11 protein-coding genes and 4 pseudogenes are annotated in these 13,789 nt (G+C 63.4%); 8 read left to right on the top strand and 7 right to left on the bottom strand.

What is annotated here, in order from left to right; genetic code table 11:
• Window positions 1-105 precede the first annotated feature (105 nt).
• Window positions 106-1,434, bottom strand: a complete 1,329-nt coding sequence (locus GV818_RS27970; protein WP_161778074.1) for an OprD family porin — start codon at window positions 1,432-1,434, stop codon at window positions 106-108.
• Window positions 1,435-1,766: 332 nt separating this feature from the next.
• On the opposite strand from GV818_RS27970, the gene GV818_RS27975 reads away from it, so the two are divergent.
• On the top strand, window positions 1,767-2,099 hold the full coding sequence (locus GV818_RS27975; protein ID WP_161778075.1) for a DUF2790 domain-containing protein: 333 nt from the start codon (window positions 1,767-1,769) through the stop codon (window positions 2,097-2,099).
• Window positions 2,100-2,163: 64 nt separating this feature from the next.
• Here GV818_RS27975 and GV818_RS27980 read toward each other — a convergent pair whose 3' ends face one another.
• Entirely contained in the window at window positions 2,164-2,658 is a 495-nt protein-coding gene (locus tag GV818_RS27980; protein ID WP_161756864.1) for a RidA family protein, read from the bottom strand.
• Between the two features lie 213 nt (window positions 2,659-2,871).
• Here GV818_RS27980 and GV818_RS35160 point away from each other — a divergent pair.
• From GV818_RS35160 to GV818_RS35175, 4 pseudogenes are all read left to right on the top strand, one after another.
• Window positions 2,872-3,642 (top strand): annotated as a pseudogene (locus GV818_RS35160) (PAS domain-containing protein); the annotation flags it as partial.
• Between the two features lie 114 nt (window positions 3,643-3,756).
• Window positions 3,757-4,188 (top strand): annotated as a pseudogene (locus tag GV818_RS35165) (methyl-accepting chemotaxis protein); the annotation flags it as partial.
• Window positions 4,189-4,380: 192 nt separating this feature from the next.
• A pseudogene (locus GV818_RS35170) lies at window positions 4,381-5,106 on the top strand (PAS domain-containing protein); the annotation flags it as partial.
• A 156-nt stretch (window positions 5,107-5,262) separates the two neighbouring features.
• Window positions 5,263-5,697, top strand: a pseudogene (locus tag GV818_RS35175) (methyl-accepting chemotaxis protein); the annotation flags it as partial.
• A 15-nt stretch (window positions 5,698-5,712) separates the two neighbouring features.
• Here GV818_RS35175 and GV818_RS27995 read toward each other — a convergent pair.
• Both GV818_RS27995 and GV818_RS28000 read right to left on the bottom strand, forming a co-directional pair.
• The gene (locus GV818_RS27995; protein WP_161756861.1) at window positions 5,713-6,618 is read right to left on the bottom strand and encodes a LysR family transcriptional regulator; all 906 of its coding nucleotides are present in this window, start codon (window positions 6,616-6,618) and stop codon (window positions 5,713-5,715) included.
• A 110-nt stretch (window positions 6,619-6,728) separates the two neighbouring features.
• Window positions 6,729-7,502: an SDR family oxidoreductase gene (locus GV818_RS28000; protein WP_161778077.1), complete on the bottom strand. Its 774-nt coding sequence runs from the start codon at window positions 7,500-7,502 to the stop codon at window positions 6,729-6,731.
• Between the two features lie 160 nt (window positions 7,503-7,662).
• On the opposite strand from GV818_RS28000, the gene GV818_RS28005 reads away from it, so the two are divergent.
• Window positions 7,663-8,268 (top strand): flavin reductase family protein, encoded by a 606-nt coding sequence (locus GV818_RS28005; RefSeq protein WP_161778078.1) that lies wholly within the window; start codon window positions 7,663-7,665, stop codon window positions 8,266-8,268.
• 1 nt (window position 8,269) lies between these two features.
• On the opposite strand, the gene GV818_RS28010 is transcribed toward GV818_RS28005, so the two are convergent.
• Window positions 8,270-9,352 carry an SDR family oxidoreductase gene (locus tag GV818_RS28010; protein ID WP_256679543.1) on the bottom strand — a complete coding sequence of 361 codons (1,083 nt, stop codon included), beginning with the start codon at window positions 9,350-9,352 and terminating at the stop codon, window positions 8,270-8,272.
• Between the two features lie 95 nt (window positions 9,353-9,447).
• On the opposite strand from GV818_RS28010, the gene GV818_RS28015 reads away from it, so the two are divergent.
• Entirely contained in the window at window positions 9,448-10,350 is a 903-nt protein-coding gene (locus tag GV818_RS28015) for a LysR family transcriptional regulator (RefSeq protein WP_161756858.1), read from the top strand.
• A gap of 96 nt (window positions 10,351-10,446) precedes the next feature.
• Here the strand turns inward: GV818_RS28015 and GV818_RS28020 are convergent, their stop codons facing one another.
• On the bottom strand, window positions 10,447-11,331 hold the full coding sequence (locus tag GV818_RS28020; RefSeq protein WP_161756857.1) for a LysR family transcriptional regulator: 885 nt from the start codon (window positions 11,329-11,331) through the stop codon (window positions 10,447-10,449).
• A gap of 98 nt (window positions 11,332-11,429) precedes the next feature.
• On the opposite strand from GV818_RS28020, the gene GV818_RS28025 reads away from it, so the two are divergent.
• A complete protein-coding gene (locus tag GV818_RS28025) occupies window positions 11,430-12,836 on the top strand; it encodes an MFS transporter (protein WP_161778079.1) in 1,407 nt (468 codons plus the stop codon).
• 5 nt (window positions 12,837-12,841) lie between these two features.
• On the opposite strand, the gene GV818_RS28030 is transcribed toward GV818_RS28025, so the two are convergent.
• Window positions 12,842-13,774: a DMT family transporter gene (locus GV818_RS28030; RefSeq protein ID WP_161756855.1), complete on the bottom strand. Its 933-nt coding sequence runs from the start codon at window positions 13,772-13,774 to the stop codon at window positions 12,842-12,844.
• Between the last annotated feature and the right edge of the window lie 15 nt (window positions 13,775-13,789).

The following is a 13,789-nucleotide window of genomic DNA, read 5'->3' on the forward strand; positions in this document are numbered from 1 at the left end:
GGCCAACCTAACGAGAAGGTGAGGCTGATATTACAGTTCTGAAAGCCATGAGTCTGTGAAGAAGTTTTAACGCCGGACAGGCCTCAACCTGCCCGGCCAGAGAGGTCAGAGCAGCGCCAGCGGGTACTCGACAATCAGCCGGAACTCTTCCAGGTCGGACTCGAACTGGCTGGAGCGGATGGTTGCCTGGCGGATGCGCAGGGACAGGTCCTTGAGAGTGCCGCCCTGGACCACATACTTGGCCTCGATGTCCCGTTCCCAACGACGTTGGTCGGTCAACGGATCACCTGCCGCATCGCGGCGCATGTACACCGAGTTGGCGTGGCTGTAGTCGGCGCCGCTGCCGCGCGCGTAGCGGGTCATGAAGGACAGTCCGGGAATGCCGAAGGGCTGCATGTCGAGGTCGTAGCGGACCATCCACGAGCGTTCCTTGGGCGAGTTGAAATCGCTGTACTGGATCGAGTTGTCGAGGAAAATCGAGTCCGACTGGCGCAAGTAGTCGAAATCATCGTTGCCGTTGTTGCGCTGGTGCGACAGGGCCAGGGTATGGGCGCCGTAGGTAGCGCCGACTTTGGCGCTCCAGATGTTGTTGTCGAATTCGCCGAGGAGTTTCTTGCCTTCATCCACGGCCTTGTAATAGTTGAAGCCGCTGAACAGCGTCAGGTCGTCGGACACTGGGTAGTTGCCCGTGGCGCCGAAGTAGTACTGATCCCAGGCGTCTTTCAGGCGGCTGCTGTAGAGGCTGAAACCGAGGTTGGGGTTGAGCTGGTAGTCGCCGCCGAAGTAGCCGATCCAGGGCGAGTCCACCTTGCCCGCGTAGAACGTCGCGAAGCCGTCGCGCATGCCGCTGCTGTCGGGTTGGCTCATGGCATGCAGGCGTCCGCCCTGCAGGTCAAGGCCGTCGATGCTGGTGTTCTGCAGGGTCACTCCGCGAAAGCTTTCCGGCAGCAGGCGCGAGTCGCCGTAGTGCACCACCGGGGTCTTGGGGAATACATCGCCGACCTTGACCACGGTATCCAGCGCCCGCAGTTTCACCGCGCCCCCGGCCTTGCCGTAGCCGTCGGCGGGCTCGTTGTCGTGGTTGAGCGCCAGCATGCCGAAGGAACCGCCACCGCCGCTGCGGCCCTTGCCGGAGTCCAGCTTGAGGCCGTACATGGCGAAGGCGTCGATGCCGAAACCGACAGTGCCCTGGGTGAAGCCGGATTCGAACTTGCCGATCAGGCCTTGGGCCCAGGCTTCGGAGTAGCCGTTGCCGGTAGGGCTGGATTGGCCCTTGCGGTCGTCACGGTTGAAGTAGAAGTTGCGCAGCAGCAAGTCGAGGCGGCTGCCTTCGACAAAGCCTTCGGGCCGTTCCTCGGCGGCCACTGCCGCCACAGGACTGAGTCCCAGCACCGCAGCGAGCACGGACAGGGACAAGGGGGGATTGATACGCATTGGGGGTCGCTCCTGAGTGTTGGCAGCTATCAACTTTTGTATCGCCAGAGGCGTTCTTATGGGGTCGACCAACAGGCGTTGAAGCGCCTTGAAAGTCGCTGTCGATAGTTGCAAACAGCAGATAACGGCGGGGTGACCCGGTGATTACAATTGTGCAAGAAAGCCTCGTGCCAAGCCTCGGCCAGAGAGCCTGAAACCTCGATGGGGCGGGCCTCTTGTCGCTGGCTGCCGGGCACCTGGAACCTGCCTTACAGATAAGTAATGTGCCTGCGATCATCCTGACAGGGTTGGCTGTTTATCCTCGCTGGGGTCAACTGGACGAGGAAACTGTCATGAAGTCATTCAACCTGAGTATCGCTGCGCTGTTGCTGTCCCTCTCTTCCCTGGCCTTGGCCGAAGGTGGTGGTGATCGCACCTTTGCCCGGGCCATGGTGGAAAACCAGAAGGCCATGGAGCTCTACGCGGCCAACCAGGGCAAACCGGCCCCAGTGGTGCAGAACTACCGGTATGGCATGAAGCTGGATATCGCCAAGGTGGTCAACGTGACCGCGCCGATCAAGGCCTGCACAGTGGTGCCGTCGCGCATGACCTATGAGGACTCCGCCGGCCAGCTCAAGACTATCGAGTACCAGGTCATGGGCCAGTGCCGTAACAACGGCAGCTGATCCATGGGCTGCCGAAGTGCGGGTGCCGGGCCCGGAGTGGTCGGCCCGGCCAGCACGCTGGCGGTCAGTCGTGCGTCGGTTCGGGGTGCAGGGCGACAATCATGTCGACTTCCACTGAGGCATTTTTCGGTAACTGATAGACCCCTACCGAGGTCCTGGTGTGCACGCCGGCTTCGGCGAAAATCGAATACAGGACTTCCGAGGCACCGTCGGCCACCTCGCTCTGCTGGGTGAAGTCCGCGGCACTCTGGACATAGACGTTAATCCGCAGAATCCGTTTGATCCGCTGCAGGTCGCCAAGCATTTGCTGAAGGATCGCCAAGGCTCGCAACGTACAGATCTGCGCCCCGTGGCGGCCCTGCTCCAGGGACGTTTCGGCACCGACCCGGCCCACCACCACCAGCGTATTGTCGATGCGCGGGATCTGTCCGCTGACATACACCTCATCACCGTTGCGCACCGCCGGTACATAGTTGCCGCCAATGCGCATCTCGCCCTCGAAACTGTGCCCGACCCGCGCCGCTGCCTGTTGGAAAAGTGCCTTGCGTGATGCATCCATGGTCCAACTCCGTCGATCAGCGTTGATTTTCCCGAAGCCGACTATACGCGCTCCATGGGGGCGGTAAATCCTCGGCGAAAGCCCCGTATCGAGGGGCTTTGCATGGCGTTGAATTATTTTTGTCAGACAAGTCCTGATGACTATTAAGAAAACTCTTTCAGGGCCGATGTTAGGCCCAAAGCAGACTATTTTTTCAGTCCCCGGTGCATCCCCATGTTCAATAAACGCTTGAAGCAAGAGCTGTCGACTCTTCGTGAAGAACTTTCGAGCCTTCAGCAAGTGAAGGAAAGTCTTGAAAGCGAGATGCTCGTGATCAATTTGAGCGCCGATGGACGGATTCAATCGGTCAATCACAATTTCGCCCAGGAAATGCTCTACAAGAGCGGCGATCTGGTGGGCCGGGCCCTGGAGGATATTGTCCCGGCCCACGTCAAGCACGACGAATTTCATCAGCGCTTCAAGGCGACCCTGACCCGGGGCGAGCACTTTGCCGGAGCGGTGCGACTGCTGCGCGGCAATGGTGAGGAAGCTTGGCTGCGTTCGATCTCCCAGCCGATTCGTGATTCCGAGGGGCAGATCAAGTCCTTCGCGATTTTCTCCAGCGACCTGACGCGTACCATCGAGGCCTCCCGGGAGCACGAGAACCTGATCGGCGCCCTGGTGCGCTCCACGGCGGTGATCGAGTTCGACCTCAATGGCAACGTGCTGAATGCCAATGCGCGGTTCCTGTCGGGCATGGGCTACAGCCTGGCGCAGATCAAGGGCAAGCATCACCGGATGTTCTGTGAGCCGGAGGAGTACAACAGCGCGGGTTACCAGGCGTTCTGGAAACGCCTGAATGCCGGGGAGTTCATTGCTGAACGCTTCAAGCGCATCGATGCCCATGGCCGTGTGGTCTGGCTGGAGGCGTCCTACAACCCGGTGCTGGACGCCAACAACAAGCTCTACAAGGTGGTCAAGTTCGCCACCGTGATCACCGAGCAGGTGAACCAGGAACTGGCGGTGGCCGAAGCGGCGAACATTGCCTACAGCACTTCCTTGCAGACCGACAGCAGTGCCCAGCGCGGCACCACCGTGGTCACCGAGGCGGTGGCAGTGATGCGTGACCTGGCCAAGCACATGCAGGACGCCGGCGACGGCATCGGCGCTCTGAATGAGCAGTCCCAGGTGATCGGCAGCATCGTCAAGACCATCAGCGGGATTGCCGAACAGACCAACTTGCTGGCCCTCAACGCCGCGATCGAGGCGGCCCGGGCCGGTGAGCAGGGCCGGGGGTTTGCCGTGGTGGCCGATGAGGTCCGGCAACTGGCCTCACGCACCAGCAAGGCCACCGAGGAAATCGTCGTGGTGGTGCGGCAGAACCAGGACATGGCCCGCGAAGCCGTGGAATTGATGGCCGAAGGCAAGCAGCAAGCCGAACAGGGCTTGGCCCTGGCGGCGGAAGCCGGCACGGTGATCGTCGAGATCCAGGACGGTGCGCAGAAAGTGGTGAGCGCGGTTGGGCAGTTCGCCAATCAGTTGTCGTCCTGAGTAGCGGGTGCCCCGGCGCTGGGGCACTGCTGATTCTCCAGGGGAGCGTCTGTGGTTCCCCGAGGGTAGTTAGGAAGTTTCTGAGCGGGACATAAGAAATTTCTGAAAGGCTGGGCAAGGCTTGGAGAAAGGTCACCGGGGGCCGATGGCAAGAGGGATCGCTGTATCCACTCTTAGTCTGTCGGTGTATCCATGTTCAACAAACGTTTGAAGCAACAGCTTGCCACCTTGAGCGACGAGCTGAATGCTCTGCAGCAATTCAAGGCCTGTCTGCAAACCCAGGTGCTGAGCATCGAACTGGATGGCGATGGGGCGATCCGCCAGGTCAACCAGAACTTCACTCAAACCCTTGGCCTCGATGCTCCGCAACTCTGTGGGCATTCCCTGGAACACCTCGTCTCGCGTCATCCCCAGGCGCTGGAGCTGTATCGCGCCTTCAAGGCGGCCTTGGGCCGCAACGAAACCTATAGCGGCCAACTGCGCCTGCAGCGCGGCGACGGGCGCGATGCCTGGTTGCACACCTGCGTCCAGCCGATCCGCGATGGCGCCGGGCGGCTCGATCATTACTCGTTGATCTGCACTGACCAGACGGCCTCGGTGGAAAGCGCTTGCGAGCATGAAAACCTGATGGCGGCGTTGTTGCGTTCCACCGCGGTCATCGAGTTCGACCTGCAGGGCCGGGTGCTCACTGCCAACCCGCGGTTCCTGGCCTGCATGGGCTATCGCCTGGATGAGGTCCAGGGCCAGAACCACCGTTTGTTTTGCGAACCCCAGGAGTATGAAAGCCCGTCGTACCAGGAGTTCTGGAGGCGCTTGAACAGCGGCGAATATGTTGCCCACCGCTTCAAGCGTATCGACAGCCAGGGGCGCGTGGTGTGGCTCGATGCCTCTTACAACCCGGTGCTGGACGCCAACGGCCAGCTCTACAAAGTGGTGAAGTTCGCCACGCTGATCACCGATCAGGTGAACCAGGAACGTTCGGTCGCTGAGGCTGCGGACATTGCCTACAGCATTTCCCGGCAGACCGACACCAGCGCCCAGCGTGGCTCCGCCGTGGTCACCGAGACCCTGGACGTGATGCGTGACCTGGCCAAATGCATGGAGGAGGCCGGTGATGGTATCGAAGCCTTGAACGAGCAATCGCTGGTGATCGCCAGCATCGTCAAGACCATCAGCGGGATTGCCGAGCAGACCAACCTGCTGGCGCTCAATGCCGCTATCGAAGCGGCCCGGGCCGGTGAACAGGGGCGGGGTTTCGCCGTGGTGGCCGACGAGGTCCGGCAACTGGCTTCGCGCACCAGCAACGCCACCGACGAGATCGTCGGCGTGGTGCGGCAGAACCAGGACATGGCCCGTTCTGCGGTGGAGTTGATGGCCGAAGGACGGCAGCAGGCCGAACAAGGCCTGGTCCTGGCGGCAGAGGCCGGCACGGTGATTGTCGAGATTCAGGACGGCGCGCAGAAGGTCGTGGGCGCAGTGGGGCAGTTCGCCAGTCAACTGGCGGTCTGACACGCGCGGGTGCAATCAAGCCTCAAGGTGAGGCTTGATCAGCTCGGCGAACCACTCGATGAACACGTTGAGCCGCCGTGAGCGATGGCGGCGGTCAGGGTACAGCGCGCAGATATCCATGGGTGCCACCGGCAGTTCATGGAGCACTTGCAGCAACTCTCCACGCTCCAGCAGGTGCTGTACATCGAAGCGCGGTACCTGGATCAGCCCCAACCCCTGGCGGCAGCAGGCGATGTAGTTCTCGACGTTGTTGACGATCACCCGGCTGGGTAAACCCAGCAGGTGTTCGCGACCTTCCAGCAGGTATTCCCAGGGCTGTTCGCGGCCCGTATCCGGCGAGGCGTAGCCGACCATCCATTGGCCATTCTGCAGGTCCTGGGCGCTGTGGGGTTCGCCGTGTTCGGCGAGGTAGGCCGGGCTGGCACAGTTGATCAGCGCCAGTTGCCCCAGGGGGCGGGCGACCAGGCTGCTGTCCGCCAGGCTGCCGACGCGGATCGCGCAGTCGATGCCTTCCTGGACCAGGTCGATGCTGCGGTCGCTGGCGCCCAGGGCCAGTTGCAAGCCGGGATATTGTCCCAGCCACTGGGGCAGGGCCGGGACGATGAGGCGCCGGGCGATGCGACTGGGCACGTCGATATTCAAGCGTCCGCTGACATCCACCTGGCGATGATGGAACAGCTGGTTGAGCTCCGCTGCGTCGGCCAGCAGGCGCCGCGCACGCTCCAGCAGAATGGCGCCGTCGGCGGTCAACTGCACATGCCGGGTGGTGCGGTGCAACAGCCGGGTGCCGAGGCCGGTTTCCAGTTGCTGCACGGCGGAGGAGACGGTAGCCCTTGGCAGCTCCAGGACATGGGCGGCCTTGATGAAGCTGCCCATGTCGGCTACCTGGATGAACACGCGATACTGTTCAAGCTTATCCATCGTAGGAACGATCCTGGTTTGGGGGACGCCTGACGGCAGTGGATCGCGGCATGGTTCAAGGTGAACCAGACCGCGGCTCGACAGGCCAATTTACCCCTTGGGCTCCAGGATTACTTGGTGGTGTAGCCGCCGTTGATCAGTAAGGTCTGCCCGGTGATCCACCAACCCTCGGTCACCAGATGGCGAATGAAGGGCACCACGTCCTCGATATCAGTGAGCCCGGTCCTGCTGGACGGTGAAAGGGCCGCGGCGCTCTTGTGATAGGCCACGGCATCGGCGCCTTCGGCGGGGTAGAAGAATGGCGTGTCCATGGGCCCAGGACCTACGGCGGTCACCGAGATACCGCGGGCGCCGAACTCCTTGGCGGCGGCCCGGGTGAAGTGTTCCACCGGAGCCTTGGAGCCGCCGTAAGCGGCGTAAAACGGCGTGAAGGCACCCAGCAGCGAAGTCACCAGGGTCACCAGCTTGCCGTTGTCCTCCAGGTGCTTGCCTGCTTCCTTGATGAAGAAGAACGCACTCTTGGCGTTGACCGCGAACATCTGGTCGTACTCGTCTTCGGTAATCTCGATGATGGGTTTTTTCAGCACCTTGCCCACGGTGTTGATGGCAATGTCGATTTTGCCGAAGCGCGCCTTGGCCTCGTTGAACAGACGCTCTACGGCGCCAGCGCGAGTCAGGTCGGCTTGCCAGGCATGGGCATCGACTCCCAGTGCCTTGAGTGCTGCCACGGTGTTGTCGGCATCGGCTTGGCTGGCGTTGCTGTTGTAGTGCACCGCCACTGCCTTGGCGCCGTGGCTGGCGAGGTCACGGGCAATCAGGCCCCCGAGGTTTTTCACCCCTCCGGCAATCAGCACGACTTTGTTGTTCAGGGAATGATCAGCCATGGCGCAGGTCCTTCAACAGTAGGGGAGGGATGAGTCTAGTGTCTGCTGTGGCCTGGATAAGCCACTGCCGGCTGGACGCTTTATCCAGGAAGTCCGCCTAATCAAGGCGTATTCAGGCGCCTCGGAAGGACTACAATCGGATTTTTTTCAGGAGCCAGCCATGCCCGCATTTCGTCGTCCGGTTCCTCTGGACAAGGCTTACCGTTTGCTCAATCACGGCCCTACGGTGCTGGTCAGCGCCGCCCATGGCGGGCAGCGCAACATCATGGCCGCCGCCTGGGCCATGCCTCTGGATTTCCTGCCGCCGAAAGTCGCCGTGGTGCTCGACAAGTCCACCTGGACCCGGCAACTGCTGGAGGCTTCGGGCACCTTCGTGCTCAACGTGCCCTGCGCCGCCCAGGCCGATATCGTGCAGAGCGTGGGCAACAGTTCCGGGCTGGAGCTGAGCCAGGCCGGCCGTGACAAATTCGCCGCCTACGGTCTTGCCAGCTTTGCCGGCGAGGCGCTTCAAGCACCATTGCTGGAAGGCTGCGTGGCGTGGCTGGAATGCCGGCTGCTGCCCGAGCCGCACAACCACCAGCAGTACGACCTGTTCCTCGGCGAAGTGATTGCCGCCCAGGCCGATACCCGGGTGTTCAGCGAGGGCCGCTGGCACTTCGACGGGCAGGACCCGCTGCGCACCTTGCACCATGTGGCAGGCGGGCATTTCCTGACCATCGGCGGCGCCGTGGACGGTCGCCAGCTACCCCTGGACGGCGCGTCCTGAATCAGGGAATCAGCCGGTAGTCGCGCAGGCGCTGCAACTGCTCGAGGACGCTCTGGTGGCTGTCGATGCAGCCGCTAAAGCCGGCCTGGCGGATCTTGATGGTGCTCTGCACCATGTCGTAGCCGGCGTTGAGCCAGCCGTCGACGAAGGGCCACGCGGCGATCTGTTCCAAGGGTGTTTGACGCAGGTCGTGAGCGTCGACAATCGCGGCCCACAGCGGCGCCTTGTCCGCCATCTGTACCCCGAGGTTCATCGGCTGTGGCGCGGCGCTGTCCAGGCCGAAGAAACCGGCGATCTGCGGCCACAACTGCTGCCAGCGAAAATGATCGCCGTTGGTGACGTTGAACACCTGTTGCCGGGCATTCGCTGTCGTCAGGGCCCACAACACCGCGTCGGCCAACACCCTGGAATCGGTGGCCTGGTGCAAGGCCGTCCAGGCCTCCAGGCTGCCGGGAAAACGCAGCGGCAGGCGCAGGGCCTGACTGATGGCGGCGAAGCTGGCGATACCGGTGAGGATGTTCATCGGTGAGTTGAGGCTGGGCCCCATGACTCCGTCCGGGCGCAGCACGGTCCAGGCAAAACCTTCACGCTCGGCTGTGCGCCACAGCAAGTCCTCCTGGTCGTTGTAGAAGATCGGTCCCATGAAGCGCGGGTCGCTTTCCTTGGCCGGGGTCTTATAGGGGCCCAGGTGTTCGCCATAGGATTTGCCGCCGCCGATCAGCACCACCTGCTGCAGCTTCGCTCCGGCCTGACCCAGGGCCTTGAGGCTGTGATCGAGCATTGCCAGGTTCGGCGCGACGCTGGCGGCCATGCTTTCACGCTCACTGTAGGCGCAGAACACCAGGTCGGTGACGCTGGCCAGATCGGCAAAGGCCTGTTGGGTGCTGGCGGCATCCAGCAGATCGACGCGGATGTGCGCCGGGGCCGGGCTGCCGTCAAGCAGGCTTGCTGGCGGGCTGCGCCGGGCGGCGGTGGTCAGTTGCCAGCCTGGGGTCTTGGTCATCAGGTCGACCACTGCGGTGCCGACCACGCCATAGCCGCCAATGACCAGCAAGTGACGGGCCGGGGAGAGTGAAACGCTCATGGGAGATACCTCGAATGAAAGGATCGCCAGCATAGAGTCGTGCCCATGAGTGAAATAGACTGCCTGCCGGAACAGCATCTGTGAGTTGAATTCATATGGCGGGCAGCGAGACCAACCGGTTTGCCGAGATGGAAACCTTCGTCAACGTGGTGGAGTGCGGGGGCCTGTCGGCGGCTGCGCGGCTGCGGCGCGTGACCCCTTCCTCGGTCAGCAAGCTGTTGGCCCGCCTTGAAGCGCGCCTGGGCGTGCGCTTGCTCAATCGCTCCACCCGCCAGTTGCAACTGACCCCCGAGGGCCGGGGCTTCTACGAGAACAGCGTGCGCCTGCTGGCCGACTTGCGTGAGGTGGAAGGTGAGGCCAGCAGTGGCCGGGAGCCCATCGGCCGAGTGCGGGTCAACACCAGCGCGTCCTTCGGCCTGCATGTACTGGCGCCCTTGGTGGCGGAGTTCCTTCAACGGTACCCGGCGGTATCTTTGGACATGGTCCACAGCGACGCGCTGGTGGACCTCCTCAGTGAACAGACTGACGTGGCGATTCGTACCGGGCCGCTGTTGGACTCGCAACTGATTGCCCGCAGGCTAGGGGAAACCCGCGGCATCATCGTCGGCTCCCCGGTTTATCTGGCCGCTCGCGGTACGCCGCAGACCCCGGACGATCTGTCCCGGCACACGTTGCTCGGCTTCGACTATGCCCGGGCGTTGCCGGGCTGGCGCTTGGGCGTCGATGGCCAGCACACCCTGGTGCAACCCCTTGGCCGGGTGCAGGCCAGCGACGGCGAAGCGCTGCGCCACCTGGCGCTGCACGGTGTCGGGTTGGCACAACTGGCGGCCTTCACCATCGTCGACGACCTGGCAGCGGGGCGCCTGGTGCCGGTCCTGGAAGCGTTCAACCAGTCCCCGGTGGAAAGCTTCTACGCACTCTATGTGGGGCAGGGTGGTCATGTGCCGTCCCGGGTGCGGGTGTTCATCGATTTTCTGGTGCAGCGGGTGCGGCTGTAGTTTCTCCCGAATGCTGCTGCTCAGTTGCCCGGTTCCGTCTGTTGAGTGTGCCCCAGGCTCTGCAAGCCGAAAGCGTCCAGCCCGCCTGAGGGTTGTTTACCAGCTCATCTGCCCCAGGGCGTCGGCGAAGGCGGTCAGTTTCGGTGAGCACTGGCGCGACGGCGGATAGACCAGCGACAGCTCCCGACAGCGCCCGTCATGGGCTTGGAGAACCGGGACCAAATGGCCGTCGTCGAGGGCCTCGCGCACCGCGAACTCCATCAACTGGGCGATGCCGAAACCGCCGAGTACTGCGTCCACCAGAGCATCGCCGATGTCGAAGATCAGGCGCCCCTGGACGGCCAGGTCCAGGGGCTTGCCCTGGTCCATGAACTGCCAGTCCACCAGCCGGCCGCTGCGCAGGTTACGCACCGTCAGGCAGTTGTGCCGCTGCAGATCGGCCAGCCGCTGCGGCGTGCCATGGCGTTCCAGGTAGGCCGGTGCCGCCACTGTGACCCAGCGCAACGGCGCCAGGGCTCGGGCAATCAGGCGCTGGTCCTGGATCACTCCAGTGCGCACCACCGCATCGAAGCCTTCGTCAACGATGTCCACCACCCGGTCGGTCATCACCGCCTCGATGCTCAACGCAGGGTACAGGTCCATCAGTTGGCCTATCACTGGCATCACCACCTTGCGCCCGAACAGCGACGGTGTACTGATCTTCAGCACACCGCTGGGGGAGTCGCGGCGGTCCCGCAACAGGTTTTCGGTGTGGGCCAGTTCCGCCAGCAGCGGCCCGGCACGGTCCACCAGCACCTGGCCGTCCGGGGTCAGGCTGACGCTGCGGGTATTGCGTTGCAGCAGGCGTACGCCGAGCTGCTGTTCCAGGCGGGAAATGGCCCGGGACAGTCCGGACTGGGTCAACCCCAGGTCCCCGGCGGCCCGAGTGAAACTGCGGGTTTCGGCCACGCGTACCAGTAGGCGAAGGGCGTTCAGATCCATGATTAAAGTCATTACTGAAAGAGTGAATGGCGTGTTTATCATTTAAACAGCATGGATGAAACTGGCGACCGGTTATTTTCCAGACAAGGATTTTCGCGATGTCCGCGACCCCATTAGCCAAGCCGTCGGGCTGGATGCTGTTACTGCTGGCCACCGCGCAATTGATCATCGCCCTGGACGCCACCATCGTCTTTGTCGCGTTGCCGGAAATCGGCAACCGCCTGGGTTTTTCCGCCCAGCAACTGCAGTGGGTGGTCAGCGCCTACAGCGTGGCCTTCGGCGGTTTCCTGCTGCTGGGTGGGCGCGCGGCAGACCTGCTGGGCAAGCGCCGTTTTTACATCGTTGGCCAGTCGCTGTATGCCCTGGCATCCCTGGCTGGAGGCTTGGGCGGTAGCGCGCTGTTGCTGGTGCTGGCGCGTGCGGTGCAGGGCGTTGGCGGAGCGATGCTCTTCCCGGCGACCCTGGCCCTGATCAACACCTGGTACGCCGAAGGCCCGGCACGTAATCGCGCCTTTGCGGTGTGGAGCGCGGCCTCGGCAGCGGGGCTGGCTCTGGGCGCCTTGCTGGGCGGCGTGCTGACCCAGTACTGGGGCTGGGAAGCGGTGTTCCTGGTCAACGTGCCGCTGGCCGGTGCTTGTGCGCTGTTGGCTCGGCGCTGGATTCCCGCCGACCCGCTGCGCCAGCGCGGACGCCAGTTCGACCTGCGAGGTGCATTGACCGTGACCCTGGGTGGCACGCTGTTGGTGTTTTCCATTGTCCAGGGCCCGGAGTGGGGCTGGAGCGCGCCGGCGACCCTGGCTTGCCTGGGATTGTCCCTGGCGTTGCTCGGGCTGTTTGTCCTGCTGGAGCAGCGCAGCCGCGATCCACTGATGCCATTGCGTCTGCTGAGTTATCCACAGCTGCGCATGGCCATGGTGATTACCGCGCTGTTTATGAGCAGTTTCGGCGTGCAGTACTACTTCCTCAGTCTGTATTTCCAGCAGGTTTACCAGTTCAGTGTGTTGCAGAGCGGCTTGGCGTTCCTGCCCTCGACCCTGCTCTGCACGCTGGGCATCTGGGTGGCGGAACGGGCGCTGCTGCGTTTTGGCCTGCGGGTGACCCTGGTCAGCGGTTTGCTGGCCGGTGCCCTGGGGATCGGCATGATGTACCTGGCGCTGCCCGGCAGTAGCGGATTTGTCGGCCTGCTGCCGGGTATCGTGATCATGAGCATCGGCCAGGGCATGACCTGGACCGCGATGTGGGTTTCGGCCGGGCAGGGCATTGCCGCTGCCGAGCAAGGGGGGGCGGCGGGCGTGGCGTCCACCAGCCAGCAGATCGGCGGAGCCTTGGGGCTGGCGCTGTTGGTGTCCCTGGCCAACACCTTGAGCCCCACTGGCAACCAGGCTTATGGCATCGAGATCGCTACCGCCGCCAGTGCCCTGCTGGCCTTGCTTGGGGCCCTGCTGGCGTTGCGCTTGCCCCGCGGTCCAGCGGCGTTGCCGGTCTGTTCCGCGGTCCAAGGCTGAAGTGCCTAGCAATGGGGTTGCGGCAGGTGGCGACGCACGGCCCACAGGACCCCGGCCAGCAACAGCAGCGCGGCGGTGCTTTGCAGCAGGCTGGGCAGATGCTGCAGGCAGATGAAGCCGTAGAGCAGGGCGAACAGGGTCTCGAACACGATCAACTGGCCGCTCAGGGTCAGCGGCAGGCGCCGGGTCGAGGCATTCCACATGCGATTGCCGAACCACGAGCCAAGCACCGCGCTGGACAGGCTCAGGCCCCAGAACAGCATCCAGCGCTGATCGCTGGCCTCGACCTGGGTGCCCGGCAGTGCAAAGCCCTTGGCCAGCAGCCAGACCAGAGCGCTCATCAGGCCGGTGGTGATGCCCCACAGGGTTGACCACTGGCTGCTGTTGAAGCGGCTGCTCTTCAGGTAGCGGGCGTTGTCGGTGGCGAACCAGGTCCAGCACAGCAGGGCGCCGAAGGCACAGAGCAGGCCCAGCGCGCGCTGGCCAAGTTCCGTCGAGTCACTTTGCGCGATAAGCAGAGTGTCGAGATTGATGCAGCAGATCCCGCTGAACACCAGCAGCAACGGCCAGCGCAGCCGACGCAACGGCACGGCGTCGGCATCACCGCGTCCGGCCAGGGTGATGGTCAGCGGCAACAGGCCGACGATCAGCGCGGTGCTGGCCACGCCGGCCCATTGGATGGCACTGGCCAGGAGCATGAAATAGATCAGGTTGCCGGTCAGTGCCAGCTTCATCAGCAGTGCGGCGTCGCCCCAGGTCAGGCGTTGCAGCAGCTCTCGGGCCTGAGGTGCAGCCAGGAGCAGGGAGAATGCACCGTACAGGGTGAAGCGGGCGCAACTGAGCATCAGCGGACTGAACTCCGGCAGCAGGCTGGGCACCACAATGGCCAGGCCCCAGACCGCACCGGCCAGGGCGGCATAAGCAACTCCGCGTTTCATGCACACACACTCACA

Origin of the sequence: Pseudomonas sp. Fl4BN1, assembly GCF_009908285.1 — a bacterium.
Taxonomy (GTDB): Bacteria; Pseudomonadota; Gammaproteobacteria; order Pseudomonadales; family Pseudomonadaceae; genus Aquipseudomonas.